Here is a 15593-nt window from a genome sequence, read left to right as displayed (position 1 = left end):
CAATATACCAGAATATAGCCAACAAGAGAGCACAGTAATGAAATGCTAAAAATATCTTTTTGGCTTCTGGCTCGGGCATATATGTCTTTAAATGTAATGAAAAAAGCCGCACTAAATAAGAAGAGACCCATTGCCCCAACATTATAAAGAATTATCATAAAGAACGGTTCATCTATATTATAACCATTGTTCCGTTCAGAATATACCCCACCATTTTTCGGCGCATTATGGTCCTCTAAATACTGATTGTATGTAGAATTTCCATACCCAATGCCAAAGACGGCATTGTTGATATTTTTCATTACTAAAGGAAAACGGTCTGAGATGATTTCATCACGACTGGATGTGACGTTATTCATTTGCAGAGTTTGATCGACTTTCATTTTTACCTGACCCACTGTGTTGTAGGCCCCGAAAAGCAAAGCAACCATTATAAATAGCAAGCCACAGGTAGCAGCGATAAATCTCTTGATGGTTTTACTCACCAGAAATGAAATCAGGAAAATCTCAACAACAACTGCTAAGATCCCTGCCCGACTCCCGGTGTATGATAAAAAGACAAATGCAAGCGCAGAGATGATATATAATACTGTTTTCAGGAAGTGATTCTTGAATAAGATCGCCCCTGTTAATACAAACGGAAATAGCATAACAACATAGAATGCGAAACCATAGCGAAGCTGTAGATACAGTTCCTGCGGGTTATTTTTTATAATTCTTAAAATTGGCACCACTAAGACAATATAGGATAGAGTAAGTATCGCACCAATGACAAAAAACTGTCTCAGTGAGGTGATATGTTTACTGAATGCGCCAAAAAACAACATCATCACTAACGGGTAACGCCAGTCTTTTATCAATATGGCAAAGGCATCAAGAGATTTATCTTTATAGGTAAAAAATACAATACAAAAAACACACCATAACGTGAAGAGTAACAATAATTTTCTCTTCTGCATGAGATCGAGCACAATGTTTTTAATATCTATTTTATTGGCTTTAATATAGTAAATAGATAAAACCACAGCGAGCAAAGAGGTCATATTTAGCACCCCCTGATTATCTATCGTAAATAAGCCAAAAATCATTAAGACCAATACAACTTTGCTTAAAATCAAGATATTACCATTTTGACTGTATCTTACTTGATTCATAAAATTCAAATCTCACTTCTTCAAATTGCCTTGTTAATCAACAACAAACACTCACTCGCACGATTTATGGGGCATATCTTATTATATAACATCGTAAAAATCCCCCATTAATTTTAGTCTCTTCCTCTCACTGTGTACCTTCATTCTGGCCACAAAAATATTTTCACATAACATAATGATTAATAAAGGAAATTTAGTCGCCAAGTATCTCTTTCCTTCCTTTACAGTTTGTTCTATTCTATGCCGACAGGAGAGCCATTTTGTCTTACATAAACACGCGTGCACTCTGAAAGAATCAAAAGGAAAAAGATGTGAAAGAAAATATAATAAAATATATTAAGAATGCACATATTGAAAATGACGATAAAAAAAGTACATGTGTCAATATTACCTATGGCGCTGACAGACCCTTTCTCTACGGTACGGGCGTTTCAATAACATCGGTACTTTTAAATAATCGGGATCTGAACTTCCATTTCCATATTTTCACTAATTATCTTGATGAACATCAACTTCATCTTTTTTCTGTCCTGGCAAGTCAATACAATACCTGCATTACGTTTTATGTACTGGATGATAATGAATTAAAAAATCTACCTACTGCATCTAAGGCATGGAATTATTCAATCTATTTCAGACTTATTGCAATCGATTATTTTGCCGATAAACTCAGTAGTATTATATATCTTGACTCTGATATTATATGTAAAGGAAGCCTTGCCTCGCTACTCACGGAAGAATTTAATGGCGATGTATTAATGGCTGTCCATGATAGCTTTGTCGATACGTCTGCTGTTGCCGGTATCAATCCAGGTCTGTACTTCAACTCAGGCTTTATGTATTTTAATCTTCCAGAATTAAAAGATACTAATTTGACTCTGCAGGTCATTTCAAAGGTCAATGAAAACCGTTTTTCACATCCCGATCAGGATGCGTTGAACGTTCTCTTCAATGATCGCGTAAAAATTCTGGACCATAAATTCAATTCATTCTTTAACATCGATACGTTAGCCAAGAAAGGTGGTGATGCCTTTAAAATCACATCACAAACGGTATTCATTCACTATGTCGGTGTCACTAAACCCTGGCATGACTGGGTGCAATATTATGCTGAAGTCGAATACTTCAAAATAGCCAGAGAGAATTCGCCGTGGAAAGATATTCCTTTATTGGCGCCTACTACGTATAAACAGCTATCGCGGAAAAGCACACATTTAAAACACAATGGTCATCTCCTCGGTGCTTTTATTTTCTATGTTAAGTATTTAGTTAACAAATATCAAACACAGAAAAAACGCTAATACTCTGATATTATTATCTTTTCAGGAATGGTTGTGTCTCTGGCATATTGCATAAAATGATCGATTTTTATGACCATAACCATTCCGTTTTTAGCCTTCCACTGCAGAGATTACAAAGCGGGACAACACAACTCAGGCCCCCTTTCTCGTGATCCGTACAGTTTCCTCAAAAAATCAGCAAAAATGATGGTAAAGCCATAGTTAAATACATAGAATCCCCAGCACATCCATAAGCCAGCTACTATTATGCTAGAATTGCTTTACACCGCCCTTTTCTACCTTATTCAGCCTCTGATCTGGATACGGCTTTGGGTGCGCGGACGTAAAGCTCCGGCGTACCGTAAACGCTGGGGTGAACGCTACGGTTTTTATCGCCGCCCACTGAAACCAGGCGGCATCATGCTCCATTCAGTTTCCGTGGGTGAAACGCTGGCAGCAATCCCATTAGTCCGCGCTCTGAGACATCGTTACCCCGATTTGCCGATCACGGTTACCACCATGACGCCAACCGGTTCTGAGCGCGTGCAATCTGCTTTTGGCACAGACGTTCAACATATCTATCTTCCCTATGATTTACCGGATGCACTGAACCGTTTCCTGAATAAAGTTGACCCCAAACTGGTGTTAATTATGGAAACCGAGCTCTGGCCAAATTTGATCGCTGCACTGCATAAGCGCCATATCCCGCTGGTCATCGCCAACGCACGCCTTTCCGCACGTTCAGCCACTGGCTACGCTAAATTAGGGAAATTTGTTAGCAGGCTATTACGCCGCATTACGCTGATTGCTGCACAAAACGAAGAAGATGGCGCTCGCTTCATTGCATTGGGAGCCAGAAGCAATCAGGTCACCGTCACCGGTAGCCTGAAGTTTGATATTTCCGTCACCCCACAGCTGGCCGCTAAAGCAGTTACGTTACGACGCCAGTGGGCACCTCATCGCCCGGTATGGATTGCGACCAGCACGCATGACGGGGAAGAAAGCATCATCATCGCAGCTCATCAGGCGCTGTTACATCAGTTCCCGAATCTTTTATTGATTCTGGTTCCCAGACACCCTGAGCGCTTCCCGGATGCCATTAACCTCGTACGCCAGGCTGGTCTAAGCTTTACCACACGCTCTTCTGGCGAAGTTCCGTCCTCAAGTACCCAGGTGGTTATTGGCGACACGATGGGTGAGCTGATGCTGCTGTACGGAATTGCCGATCTTGCTTTTGTCGGCGGCTCTCTGGTTGAGCGTGGTGGGCACAACCCACTGGAAGCAGCGGCACATGCTATTCCTGTATTGATGGGCCCGCATACCTTTAACTTCAAAGATATTTGCGCCCGACTGGAACAGGCAAGTGGGTTGATCACCGTCACTGACGTCACCACGCTGGTGAAAGAGGTTTCGTCCCTACTGACCGATGAAGATTATCGTAATTTTTATGGTCGCCATGCTGTTGAAGTACTGTACCAAAACCAAGGCGCGCTACAGCGTCTGCTGCAGCTGCTGGAACCTTACCTGCCACCCAAAACGCATTGAGGGCTGTCATGCAAAAACGGGCGATTTATCCAGGAACCTTCGATCCCATAACTAACGGCCATCTTGATATCGTGACACGCGCGACAAGCATGTTTGATCACGTGATCCTGGCAATTGCCGCAAGCCCCAGTAAAAAACCGATGTTCACGCTGGAAGAACGCGTTCAACTGGCACAGCAAGCAACGGCGCATCTGGGTAATGTAGAAGTCATGGGATTTAGCGATTTAATGGCAAACTTTGCCCGCGATAATCAGGCCAATATTCTGATTCGTGGCCTGCGTGCTGTGGCTGATTTTGAGTATGAAATGCAGTTGGCGCACATGAACCGCCACTTAATGCCTCAACTGGAAAGCGTCTTTTTGATGCCTTCTAAAGAGTGGTCGTTTATTTCATCATCGCTGGTTAAAGAAGTCGCCCGCCACCAGGGTGACGTGACCCACTTCCTGCCGAAAAATGTTCATCAGGCGCTAATGGATAAGCTGAAGTAGTGCATTTAGCCGGGTAAGCCGACAAGGTTTATCCGGCCTGCAATGGATGTTATTTCTGACAGCGACGGCAGTAGAACGTCGTTCGCTGAGCGTGCTTAGTCGCAACAATTGGCGCTCCGCATACGCGGCAAGGCTCACCTTCACGTCCATAAACCTGTAATTCCTGAGCAAAATAGCCCGGCTTGCCGTCACTTTGCAGAAAATCTTTCAGCGTCGTTCCACCCTGTTCGATAGAGCGCAGCAATACAACCTTAATAACGCGTACCAGCAGCTCACACTCATCTTTCGACAGCGATGATGCCAGGCGGTCAGGGTGGATGCCAGCCGCAAAGAGAGACTCACTGGCGTAGATATTTCCCACCCCCACTACCAGCTTGTTATCCATCAGCCAGGGTTTTATCGCCGTTTTCTTCTTTGCGCATTTCTGCTGGAGATAAGCGGCGTTGAAATCGTCGCTCAGCGGCTCTGGGCCAAGATGAGCGAGGACATTATGTCCATCCAGTTCTTTCGTCCACAGCCAGGCGCCAAAACGTCGAGGATCGGTATACCGCAGGACTTTGCCATTACTCATCACTAAGTCGACGTGATCATGCTTTTCTGCGGGAAGTTCTTCAGGAAGAATACGCAGACTACCCGACATCCCCAGATGAATGATAATCCAGCCATCCGCCAGTTCCAGCAGCAGGTATTTCGCGCGGCGCTGTACGCTCAGCACAGGTTTATCGCTCAGGCGATAGATTTCCTCAGATACCGGCCAGCGCAAACGACCATTACGCACAGTGGCGTGTAGAATCTTCGCCCCTACCAGATGCGGCTCAATACCACGGCGACTGGTTTCGACTTCAGGTAATTCAGGCATAGCATCTCCGGCGCTGTAACAGGTCTCATTAATATGGGGACGGCCAGAAAACAAAAAACCCCGCCGAGGCAGGGTTTTTCTTTACATCAAAACGAAAATTATTTGATTTTCGCTTCTTTGTATAAAACGTGCTGACGGACAACTGGATCGAATTTTTTCAGTTCCAGTTTTTCCGGCTTAGTACGTTTGTTCTTCGTAGTGGTATAGAAGTGACCAGTACCAGCAGAAGAAACCAGCTTGATTTTCTCACGAATACCTTTAGCCATGATTTATTTCCTCTTAGTACTTAGTACTTTTCGCCACGGGCACGCAGTTCGGACAGAACTGTTTCGATGCCTTTCTTATCAATTACACGCATACCTTTAGCAGATACACGCAGGGTGACAAAACGCTTCTCGCTCTCAACCCAAAAACGGTGAGAGTGCAGGTTAGGCAGGAAACGGCGTTTAGTCGCGTTCAGTGCGTGGGAACGGTTGTTACCGGTCACCGGACGCTTGCCAGTAACTTGGCAGACTCGGGACATGTCTATTCTCCAAAAATCAAATTAGCTCGAGCTTCGTATGGGGTATTGGCGCCTCGTCAGGCTTCTCAGCCCGGTTATCGCAGTTCAATACACTTAATCGTTCATACTGCAACGTCGTTGGATGCCGAATGAATGATTTTATGTATTTGCGAACTCTCGATTGCCAGGCCCAAATGCCAAACCCGAGATTCTCAAAGGTGGCGTAGTATACGCTGAGTCAGCGATGTGCTCAAGTCCCGAACAGACAAAGATCCCGATGGATCGCGTAAAGTGCGTTAAATCCAACCGCGTTCCGCTAAAGAAACGTACTCTCCGCGCCCAATTATCAGATGATCAAGCACCCGGATATCCATGAACTGACAGCATTTCACAACACGCTCGGTGATGAGTTTATCTGCTTTGCTCGGCTCTGCACACCCCGAGGGGTGATTATGCGCAAGGATCACCGCCGACGCATTCATTTTTATCGCTTCACGGACAATTTCTCGCGGATGCACCTCTACATGGCTAAGCGTCCCGGAAAAAAGTTTGCTGTGTTTTATCACTCGATGTTGCGAATCCATGAAGATCACCAAAAAGATCTCGCGCTCTTCTTGCGATAGCTGACTTTGCAGAAACTCGCGTGCCATTTCCGGGCTAAGTATCGACCTTTCTTCTATCACCCGCACGTCGTAGTAGCGTCTTGCCAACTCAGCAATGCCCTTAAGCTGAGCGTACTTCGCAAGGCCAATGCCTTGAACCAGGCTAAAATCCATGTAGTCAGCCGACAACAAGCCATAAAGCGAATCAAATTGCTGTAGCATTTCTTTCGCCAGCGTCAGGACATCTTTTCCCCTGATTCCAGTGCGTAAAAACAGCGCCAGTAACTCGACGTCCGTCAGTGAATTGACCCCAAACTCCATCATCTTTTCCCGGGGCATCAAACATCCTGTATTTTTCATGCTTCTCCTCCCTTTCGCATCCGCATGGTGGCATAACACCAGCGGCGGATCGATGCTCTGTTATCCATTCCTCGTGGCGCTTCGCAAAGTGGATCACGGTCAAAAGCACGATAAATGATGGAGTGTGATAAAATATCCGCCTTCTGGTGTAACCCAACAGGAAAGATCATGATGAGCCTGGCCGGTAAAAAAATTGTACTTGGCGTCAGTGGTGGCATTGCTGCGTACAAAACCCCTGAGTTGGTACGTCGCTTACGGGAACGTGGTGCAGACGTCCGCGTAGCAATGACTGACGCGGCAAAAGCCTTTATTACTCCCCTGAGCTTACAGGCAGTTTCGGGATATCCGGTATCCGACAGCCTGCTTGACCCCGCTGCTGAAGCCGCAATGGGTCATATTGAACTGGGTAAGTGGGCCGATTTAGTTATTCTGGCCCCCGCCACGGCAGATCTGATTGCTCGCGTCGCAGCAGGTATGGCCAACGATCTGGTTTCAACAATCTGTCTGGCAACCCCTGCTCCTGTTGCAGTGCTGCCAGCCATGAACCAGCAAATGTACCGCGCCGCCGCAACTCAACATAATCTTGGCGTCCTCGCCTCCCGCGGTTTACTCATTTGGGGACCCGACAGTGGTAGTCAGGCATGTGGCGACATCGGTCCTGGCCGTATGCTGGATCCCTTAACAATTGTGGATATGACGGCAGAACATTTTTCTTCTGTAAACGATCTGCAACATCTCAATATCATGATAACCGCGGGCCCAACGCGCGAACCGCTTGATCCTGTGCGTTATATTTCCAACCATAGCTCCGGGAAGATGGGATTTGCTATCGCCGCCGCAGCAGCCAGACGCGGGGCGAATGTCACTCTGGTATCGGGCCCCGTTTCTCTGCCCACGCCTGCTTTTGTACAGCGCGTAGATGTCATGACGGCATTAGAAATGGAAGCAGCCGTGCAATCTTCAGTGCAGCAGCAGCATATTTTTATTGGCTGCGCCGCAGTTGCTGATTATCGCGCGGAGACCGTCGCCCACGAAAAAATCAAAAAGCAGGCGACGCAGGGCGATGAATTAACAGTAAAAATGATCAAGAACCCGGATATTATTGCCGGTGTTGCCGCACTGGATGCTAACCGTCCTTTTGTCGTTGGGTTTGCCGCCGAAACAAATAATGTGGAAGAATATGCCCGGCAAAAACGCCTCCGCAAGAACCTTGATGTGATCTGTGCGAACGATGTTTCGCTTTCTACTCAAGGATTTAACAGCGACAGCAACGCATTACACCTTTTTTGGCAGGATGGAGATAAAGTCTTACCGCTTGAGCGCAAAGAACTCCTGGGCCAACTATTACTCGACGAGATCGTGACCCGTTATGATGAAAAAAATCGACGTTAAAATTCTGGACCCGCGCGTAGGGAAACAATTTCCGCTCCCGACGTACGCCACCTCTGGTTCTGCCGGACTTGACCTGCGTGCCTGCCTTGATGACGCCGTAGAATTAGCGCCTGGCGCAACAACGCTGGTGCCAACCGGGTTAGCCATCCATATCGCCGATCCTTCACTGGCCGCAGTGATGTTGCCACGCTCAGGTCTGGGTCATAAGCACGGTATCGTACTGGGTAACCTGGTCGGTTTGATTGATTCCGACTATCAGGGTCAGCTGATGGTGTCTATCTGGAACCGTGGCCAGGATAGCTTCACCATTGAGCCAGGCGAACGTATTGCACAGATGGTCTTTGTACCGGTTGTGCAGGCTGAATTTAATCTGGTGGAAGAGTTTGAAGCCACCGATCGTGGCGAAGGCGGCTTCGGCCATTCCGGGCGCAAGTAACCCGTAGAGAAGCATCCCTCAGCGTAATAACGCAATAACATACCGCAAACAGTCGTTTGCGGTCGCTGTGTGGATGCCTGCCTGGCAAGTGCTTATTTTCAGGGGTATTTTGTAACATGGTAGAAAAGCAAACTGCGAAAAGGAATCGTCGCGAAGAAATACTTCAGTCTCTGGCGCTGATGCTGGAATCCAGTGATGGAAGCCAGCGTATCACGACAGCAAAACTGGCAGCCTCTGTGGGCGTTTCCGAAGCGGCATTGTATCGCCATTTTCCCAGCAAGACCCGCATGTTCGATAGCTTGATTGAGTTTATCGAAGATAGTCTGATTACCCGTATCAATCTGATCTTAAAAGATGAAAAGGACACCAACGCACGTCTGCGTCTGATCGTTCTGCTGATTTTAGGATTCGGTGAACGTAACCCCGGTCTGACGCGCATTCTGACCGGGCATGCGCTCATGTTTGAACAGGATCGTCTGCAAGGCCGTATTAACCAGCTTTTTGAACGCATTGAGGCACAGTTGCGCCAGGTTCTGCGAGAAAAAAGAATGCGTGAAGGCGAAGGTTACACTGTAGATGAAACGCTGCTGGCCAGTCAGTTACTGGCTTTCTGTGAAGGTATGTTATCTCGTTTTGTGCGCAGCGAATTTAAATACCGTCCAACGGATGACTTTGACACCCGCTGGCCGTTAGTTGCCGCACAGTTGCAGTAACGACTTCGTTTTGTCCGGCCTACGTAAACCGTAGGCCCGGTAAGTGCGTAGGCCGGATAAGCGCAGCGCCATCCGGCAGTTCTTATACGCCGAACTCTTCGCGATATGCTCGCACGGCTGCCAGATGTTCTGCCATTTCAGGCTTCTCTTCCAGATAGGCAATCAGGTCTTTCAGAGTAATAATAGAAATCACCTTGCAACCATAGTCACGCTCTACTTCCTGGATAGCTGAAATCTCGCCACGCCCACGTTCCTGACGATCGAGAGAAATCAATACGCCAGCAAGCCGTGCGCCATTCGCCTGGATAATCTCCATTGACTCACGAATCGCTGTCCCGGCGGTGATCACATCATCAACCAACATCACACGTCCTTGTAGCGCGCTCCCCACCAGGTTGCCGCCTTCGCCGTGGGTCTTCGCCTCTTTACGGTTAAAGCAGTACGGTAAATCTTTGTCGTGATGCTCCGCCAATGCAACCGCTGTTGTGGTAGCGATAGGAATACCTTTGTACGCAGGGCCAAACAGCAGATCAAAATCAATACCGGAATCCACCAGCGCCTCGGCATAAAAACGGCCTAACAGTGCCAGGTCGCGCCCGGTATTAAACAGCCCGGCGTTGAAGAAATAGGGGCTTTTGCGCCCGGATTTCAGCGTAAATTCGCCAAACTTTAGTACCTGCTTGCTAAGCGCAAACTCAATAAACTGGCGCTGATACGGTTTCATGGATTCGCTCCTCATCTCACTTTATTACAGACAAAAAAAAGGCGACTAATCAGTCGCCTTTAAAATCAATTTTCTAACGCCGCCTTCTGCGTCGCTACAATGGATTCAATTCCCCCTCGGGCCAATGCCAGTAGGGTGAGTAGCTCTTCGTGGCTGAACGGCTCACCTTCTGCCGTACCTTGTACCTCAATAATGCGACCGTCCTCGGTCATCACCACGTTCATGTCGGTTTCTGCGGCAGAATCTTCAACGTATTCCAGGTCGCAGAGCGCTTCGCCATTTACAATACCTACGGAGACTGCCGCAACCATCCCTTTCATTGGGTTGGTTTTCAGCTTACCGCTTGCTACCAGTTTGTTCAGCGCGTCAGCCAAAGCGACGCAGGCACCGGTAATGGATGCGGTACGCGTACCACCATCAGCCTGGATAACATCGCAGTCCAGCGTAATGGTGAACTCGCCAAGAGTTTTCAGGTCAACTGCTGCACGCAGCGCACGCGCAATAAGACGCTGGATCTCCATGGTACGGCCACCCTGCTTACCTTTTGCCGCTTCACGTGCGTTACGGGTATGCGTAGCACGAGGCAGCATGCCATATTCTGCGGTGATCCATCCCTGGCCCTGGCCTTTCAGGAAACGCGGAACACCTTCATCAATAGACGCGGTGCACAACACTTTGGTATCACCAAATTCGACCAGCACGGAGCCTTCAGCGTGTTTTGTATAATTACGGGTCAGGGTGACGGGACGCACCTGATTGGCACTACGACCTGCTGGACGCATGATAAAATCTCCGGCTTGAAACGAATGTGGCTGCGCATTATACGGACTTCCGACGGTTATTCCTATCCTGACAAGACGTGGATGGCTATAATCCTCCCATCTCATCTTCAAAAACAGGAACGTCTATGATCCGCAGCATGACCGCCTACGCCCGGCGTGAAATCAAGGGTGAATGGGGTAGCGCTACCTGGGAAATGCGCTCGGTAAACCAGCGTTATCTGGAAACCTATTTTCGTCTGCCGGAGCAGTTCCGTAGTCTTGAACCTGTTGTGCGTGAGCGCATCCGCACACGTCTGACACGCGGTAAAATCGAATGCACACTGCGTTTTGAACCTGATGCCAGCGCACAAGGCGAACTCATTCTGAATGAAAAACTCGCTAAACAGCTCGTTAGCGCTGCTAACTGGGTCAAGATGCAGAGCGATGAAGGCGAAATTAATCCGGTCGATATCCTGCGCTGGCCGGGTGTAATGGCCGCTCAGGAGCAAGACCTGGATGCTATTGCCGCTGAAATCCTCGCCACGCTTGACGGTACACTGGATGATTTCATTGTCGCGCGTGAAACTGAAGGTCAGGCACTGAAAGCACTGATCGAGCAACGCCTGGAAGGCGTTAGCGCTGAAGTGACGAAGGTTCGTGCACATATGCCGGAAATTCTGCAGTGGCAGCGTGAGCGTCTGGTCGCCAAACTGGAAGACGCGCAGGTCCAACTCGAAAATAACCGTCTTGAGCAAGAATTGGTGCTGATGGCGCAGCGCATCGATGTGGCGGAAGAGCTGGATCGTCTGGAAGCTCACGTCAAAGAAACCTACAACATCCTGAAGAAAAAAGAGGCGGTAGGTCGCCGTCTGGACTTCATGATGCAGGAATTCAACCGCGAGTCGAACACCCTGGCATCCAAGTCTATCAATGCAGAGGTCACTAACTCCGCGATTGAACTGAAGGTATTGATCGAACAAATGCGCGAGCAGATTCAGAATATCGAGTAAGTCACCATCTCACGTAGCCCGTCGATAAACGGCGGCGCTACGCGTTTTTTCGATGAGCATGTTTATAACTTCTCACTTCGCATTATATTTTCTCATCATTTATCACCATCAATAATATAATGAAGCGCATGCCATATGGCATTTTCATCAATCCTGCATTAGCTGTAGTTATTAAAATCACTTCGCCTTAGAAAATCTCAATCGTGACAGTGCGCACAAATCGTTAACCTTAGCCCCCAGCAAATCAGGGGGAAGACATGCTGTTACACGTTTTATATTTAATTGGTATCACTGCTGAAGCCATGACGGGTGCGCTTGCGGCAGGTCGTCGTCGTATGGATACATTTGGCGTTATTATTATTGCCACCGCAACAGCCATTGGCGGTGGATCTGTGCGCGACATTCTTCTCGGCCACTATCCGCTCGGCTGGGTAAAACACCCTGAATACGTCATTATCGTAGCCACTGCCGCGGTACTGACAACGATTATTGCTCCCGTAATGCCCTACCTACGTAAAATCTTCCTCGTACTGGATGCGCTGGGCCTGGTGGTCTTTTCTATTATCGGTGCGCAGGTTGCGCTGGATATGGGACACGGGCCAATTATTGCCGTGGTTGCAGCGGTGACCACCGGTGTCTTTGGCGGTGTATTACGCGATATGTTCTGCAAACGCATTCCGCTCGTATTCCAGAAAGAACTTTATGCCGGCGTGTCATTTGCCGCTGCCGTGCTTTACATCGTGCTGCAACATTATGTCTCCAGCCACGATGTTGTGGTTATATCTACCCTACTGTTCGGCTTTACAGCACGTTTACTGGCGCTGCGCCTGAAGTTGGGACTACCGGTATTTTATTATCGCCATGAAGGCCATTAAGGCATAAAACCGGCGATACGCTGAGCAGCTAACCAGTTGCTCAGCGCTATTACCTCCCTGTTTTTCAGCCACTGCATCACCAGTTGGACCCGCCGCTCACCCATAGACGGAAGCTGCCGCCAATCTTTTTCATCGCGTTGTTGTAGTTGCAGCCAAGCGCTATCACCGCTGGCATTCACTGCGGCCTGGGTCAACGGTATGCCCATTGCACCAACCCAGCGGTTGAAGGGAAGACGGCGAGACTGATTAAACTGATGCCACAGCCTCTCCCCTTTGCTTATCCCAAATGTGGATCGTAGCTGTTCCTGGGTTAATCCCAGCCAGGAAAAAATGTGCTCAAAGTGAAATACCTGATGCAGCTCCCGCCATCCCGCCTCACCTATCCCCTGCAGATCCAGCACCTCTTTTGCCCCAACCCAGATCAGCCTGGCCACAAACTGCTCGTAACACTCGGGTGCGGCATAAAAACAGGTCAGTGAATTAAAGTGCCCATCAGGTGGTATTGGTTTAGTGCGCTGGGTACTACGCCAGACAACCTCATCAATGCGGGGAATACCTTGCCCGGCCAGGCTCACCAGAATGTGATCGCCAGGTGCGATATCCCATTCATTCCAGCGTCGTACAGACCCAACATTGACGCGCTGTACCCGTTTATCATCCAGCATGACGGGTGCCAACACTGCAACAACGGCAATTTTTCCACTCTTACCAACAGAAAACTGAATACCTGTTACTTCAGATATCCGGGAAACAGGGGGGTATTTCCATGCAGCCAGCCAGTCTCCCTGCCCAGGAAACCAATGCCGTGCTTGCGGCTCTTTTTCTGCACGTACCACCACACCATCCGTCACGAAAGGCAATGCCGAAGTCCACCATCTGGCGCGGGCATGCTCGACCTGATCCGCATTTGCCACCGGCTGCGTATAGCGTTGGGTGAGGCTGAATCCCGCACCAGTGAGTTGCCGTAGTCTTTCCGTCATCTCCACAGGACCATCAGGCCAGGCCCAAATAAATATGTTCAGAGAGCGTAATAACTCCGGCGTGTTCTGCCGCATCATCATACCGGCAACCTTAGAACGGGCATTCACACCGCCTTTCTTTTGCTGGATATGCCCATCCTGCTGCAAAAAAATCTCCCCCTGCAGCGTGCTGTTCGCAAGCAGTCCTCGGACAGTCCGCGGTATCGAAGGCATCTGGAGAACCTTGTGCGTCCAGTCTTCGCCTTTGATGCCGTTACCACGGCTAATCGCCTTAATCAGATTGCCATCCCGATAAACCAGCGTTACTGCAACACCGTCTACTTTTGGTTGCACCCAGAGATCGCTACGCGTCTGCATCCATTGCTGCACCGCTTGCTTATCTGCCAGCTTACGAACACCCGTATGAGGAACAGGGTGCAATATTGAGCCGCTTATCGGTGGCGCAGACAGGTCTGTTTGTGAATCACCTCCGAAACAGCGTTGCCATTGGTGTAGCTGCGCATTCAACTGATCATAAATACCGTCATCTACGGCACTCACACCCTGCTTCCAATAACTATCATTCCATTGCGTTATCTGCTGTTGTAGTCGCGACATTTCCTCGTTTGCCCGATCCGCAGACCAGGCGGGGCACGCGGCCCCGGCCCGCAAATGGCAGAACAGCAACACCAGCACAATGCTTTTCCATAACCCCATACCACCTCCGCCTGAAAATGCGTTTCCCGGCAGGTATAGCGCAAAGCGCCGTCAAAACAGAGCGGCAAAAATTCGTCATGCGAGCAGCTTTCCTGGCATTTTCACTTTTTGCAGCAAACCTCCAGTAAAACAGGAAACTGGTACGCAAAACGCAATAAACATGCGCAAAAAGTGTGACAAAGGCTACGTAGCAAAGCGGCTACGTGTATAATAAGCCCGTATGTAGGCTCTCTTTCGACAATCACATACATTAAGATACTCATGGCTCAAGGCACGCTTTATATTGTTTCTGCCCCCAGTGGCGCGGGTAAATCCAGCCTGATTCAGGCTTTATTAAAGACCCAACCGTTGTATGACACCCAGGTTTCTGTTTCACACACCACGCGCGCACCGCGCCCGGGGGAAGTGCATGGTGAACACTATTTCTTTGTGAACCATGATGAATTCAGAACCATGATTGGCAGAGATGCGTTCCTGGAACACGCTGAGGTATTCGGCAATTATTACGGCACCTCGCGTGAAACCATTGAGCAAGTATTAGCATCCGGCGTAGATGTCTTTTTAGATATCGACTGGCAAGGTGCACAGCAAATTCGTGAAAAAATGCCGCATGCGCGCAGCATTTTTATTTTGCCACCTTCTAAGATTGAGCTGGACCGCCGTCTCCGAGGCCGCGGTCAGGATAGCGAAGAAGTAATCGCGAAACGTATGGCGCAAGCTGTTGCAGAAATGAGCCATTACGCCGAATATGATTATCTTATTGTGAATGATGATTTCGATACTGCCCTGGGCGATTTGAAAACCATCATTCGCGCCGAACGTCTGCGCATGAGCCGCCAAAAGCAGCGTCATGACGCTTTAATCAGCAAACTGTTGGCAGACTGAACCCACATTCAGTATCATGCCCAGTCATTTCTTCACCTGTGGAGCATTTTAAGTATGGCACGCGTAACTGTTCAGGACGCTGTAGAGAAAATTGGTAACCGTTTTGACCTGGTACTGGTCGCCGCGCGTCGCGCTCGTCAGATGCAGGTAGGCGGAAAGGATCCGCTCGTACCGGAAGAAAACGATAAAACTACCGTAATCGCGCTGCGCGAAATCGAAGAAGGTCTGATCAACAACCAGATCCTCGACGTGCGTGAGCGCCAGGAACAGCAAGAGCAGGAAGCCGCTGAATTACAAGCCGTTACCGCTATTGCTGAAGGTCGTCGTTAAT

At 48.6% G+C, this 15593-nt stretch carries 18 protein-coding genes; 10 read left to right on the top strand and 8 right to left on the bottom strand.

Annotated features, from left to right (window positions below):
* A partial coding sequence (locus NNN64_RS16255) for an O-antigen ligase family protein (RefSeq protein ID WP_271442026.1) occupies positions 1-1154 on the bottom strand: 1154 nt, incomplete at its 3' end.
* 311 nt (positions 1155-1465) lie between these two features.
* Between NNN64_RS16255 and NNN64_RS16250 the strand changes: the two genes are divergently transcribed.
* From NNN64_RS16250 to coaD, 3 genes are all read left to right on the top strand, one after another.
* Positions 1466-2455 (top strand): glycosyltransferase, encoded by a 990-nt coding sequence (locus NNN64_RS16250; RefSeq protein ID WP_271442025.1) that lies wholly within the window; start codon positions 1466-1468, stop codon positions 2453-2455.
* Between the two features lie 246 nt (positions 2456-2701).
* A complete protein-coding gene (gene waaA / locus NNN64_RS16245; protein WP_271442024.1) occupies positions 2702-3979 on the top strand; it encodes a lipid IV(A) 3-deoxy-D-manno-octulosonic acid transferase in 1278 nt (425 codons plus the stop codon).
* 8 nt (positions 3980-3987) lie between these two features.
* A complete protein-coding gene (gene coaD / locus NNN64_RS16240) occupies positions 3988-4467 on the top strand; it encodes a pantetheine-phosphate adenylyltransferase (protein WP_271442023.1) in 480 nt (159 codons plus the stop codon).
* A gap of 49 nt (positions 4468-4516) precedes the next feature.
* Here the strand turns inward: coaD and mutM are convergent, their stop codons facing one another.
* From mutM to radC, 4 genes are all read right to left on the bottom strand, one after another.
* On the bottom strand, positions 4517-5326 hold the full coding sequence (gene mutM, locus NNN64_RS16235) for a bifunctional DNA-formamidopyrimidine glycosylase/DNA-(apurinic or apyrimidinic site) lyase (protein ID WP_271442022.1): 810 nt from the start codon (positions 5324-5326) through the stop codon (positions 4517-4519).
* A 98-nt stretch (positions 5327-5424) separates the two neighbouring features.
* Entirely contained in the window at positions 5425-5592 is a 168-nt protein-coding gene (rpmG, locus tag NNN64_RS16230; RefSeq protein ID WP_003024094.1) for a 50S ribosomal protein L33, read from the bottom strand.
* Between the two features lie 20 nt (positions 5593-5612).
* Positions 5613-5849, bottom strand: a complete 237-nt coding sequence (rpmB, locus tag NNN64_RS16225; RefSeq protein ID WP_003024071.1) for a 50S ribosomal protein L28 — start codon at positions 5847-5849, stop codon at positions 5613-5615.
* A gap of 275 nt (positions 5850-6124) precedes the next feature.
* Positions 6125-6790, bottom strand: a complete 666-nt coding sequence (radC, locus tag NNN64_RS16220; protein ID WP_271442021.1) for a RadC family protein — start codon at positions 6788-6790, stop codon at positions 6125-6127.
* Between the two features lie 171 nt (positions 6791-6961).
* Between radC and coaBC the strand changes: the two genes are divergently transcribed.
* The 3 genes from coaBC to slmA all read left to right on the top strand — a co-directional run bounded on the left by coaBC (position 6962) and on the right by slmA (position 9331).
* The gene (gene coaBC, locus NNN64_RS16215; protein ID WP_271442027.1) at positions 6962-8182 is read left to right on the top strand and encodes a bifunctional phosphopantothenoylcysteine decarboxylase/phosphopantothenate--cysteine ligase CoaBC; all 1221 of its coding nucleotides are present in this window, start codon (positions 6962-6964) and stop codon (positions 8180-8182) included.
* On the top strand, positions 8160-8618 hold the full coding sequence (gene dut, locus NNN64_RS16210) for a dUTP diphosphatase (RefSeq protein WP_061066835.1): 459 nt from the start codon (positions 8160-8162) through the stop codon (positions 8616-8618). Before coaBC ends, dut begins: the two co-directional genes overlap by 23 nt.
* A gap of 116 nt (positions 8619-8734) precedes the next feature.
* The gene (gene slmA, locus NNN64_RS16205) at positions 8735-9331 is read left to right on the top strand and encodes a nucleoid occlusion factor SlmA (RefSeq protein WP_003827257.1); all 597 of its coding nucleotides are present in this window, start codon (positions 8735-8737) and stop codon (positions 9329-9331) included.
* Positions 9332-9413: 82 nt separating this feature from the next.
* Here the strand turns inward: slmA and pyrE are convergent, their stop codons facing one another.
* Both pyrE and rph read right to left on the bottom strand, forming a co-directional pair.
* Entirely contained in the window at positions 9414-10055 is a 642-nt protein-coding gene (gene pyrE, locus NNN64_RS16200; RefSeq protein ID WP_271442020.1) for an orotate phosphoribosyltransferase, read from the bottom strand.
* A 65-nt stretch (positions 10056-10120) separates the two neighbouring features.
* A complete protein-coding gene (gene rph / locus NNN64_RS16195; RefSeq protein WP_003024054.1) occupies positions 10121-10837 on the bottom strand; it encodes a ribonuclease PH in 717 nt (238 codons plus the stop codon).
* Between the two features lie 125 nt (positions 10838-10962).
* Between rph and NNN64_RS16190 the strand changes: the two genes are divergently transcribed.
* The gene (locus tag NNN64_RS16190; RefSeq protein WP_271442019.1) at positions 10963-11826 is read left to right on the top strand and encodes a YicC/YloC family endoribonuclease; all 864 of its coding nucleotides are present in this window, start codon (positions 10963-10965) and stop codon (positions 11824-11826) included.
* Between the two features lie 257 nt (positions 11827-12083).
* On the top strand, positions 12084-12701 hold the full coding sequence (locus NNN64_RS16185; protein WP_003024049.1) for a trimeric intracellular cation channel family protein: 618 nt from the start codon (positions 12084-12086) through the stop codon (positions 12699-12701).
* Here the strand turns inward: NNN64_RS16185 and ligB are convergent.
* Complete coding sequence (gene ligB, locus NNN64_RS16180) at positions 12698-14377, bottom strand: NAD-dependent DNA ligase LigB (RefSeq protein WP_271442018.1); 1680 nt, start codon at positions 14375-14377, stop codon at positions 12698-12700. The two genes, NNN64_RS16185 and ligB, sit on opposite strands and share 4 nt — an antisense overlap.
* Positions 14378-14638: 261 nt before the next feature.
* On the opposite strand from ligB, the gene gmk reads away from it, so the two are divergent.
* Both gmk and rpoZ read left to right on the top strand, forming a co-directional pair.
* Positions 14639-15262: a guanylate kinase gene (gmk, locus tag NNN64_RS16175; protein ID WP_137382115.1), complete on the top strand. Its 624-nt coding sequence runs from the start codon at positions 14639-14641 to the stop codon at positions 15260-15262.
* A gap of 54 nt (positions 15263-15316) precedes the next feature.
* Positions 15317-15592: a DNA-directed RNA polymerase subunit omega gene (rpoZ, locus tag NNN64_RS16170; protein WP_000135058.1), complete on the top strand. Its 276-nt coding sequence runs from the start codon at positions 15317-15319 to the stop codon at positions 15590-15592.
* The last annotated feature ends 1 nt before the right edge of the window (position 15593 follow it).

This window comes from Citrobacter sp. Igbk 14 (assembly GCF_028069825.1).
In the GTDB taxonomy this organism is placed as follows: domain Bacteria; phylum Pseudomonadota; class Gammaproteobacteria; order Enterobacterales; family Enterobacteriaceae; genus Citrobacter.
The sequence above is the reverse complement of the archived record's forward strand: the minus strand, read 5'-3'. Positions and strand labels throughout refer to the sequence as shown.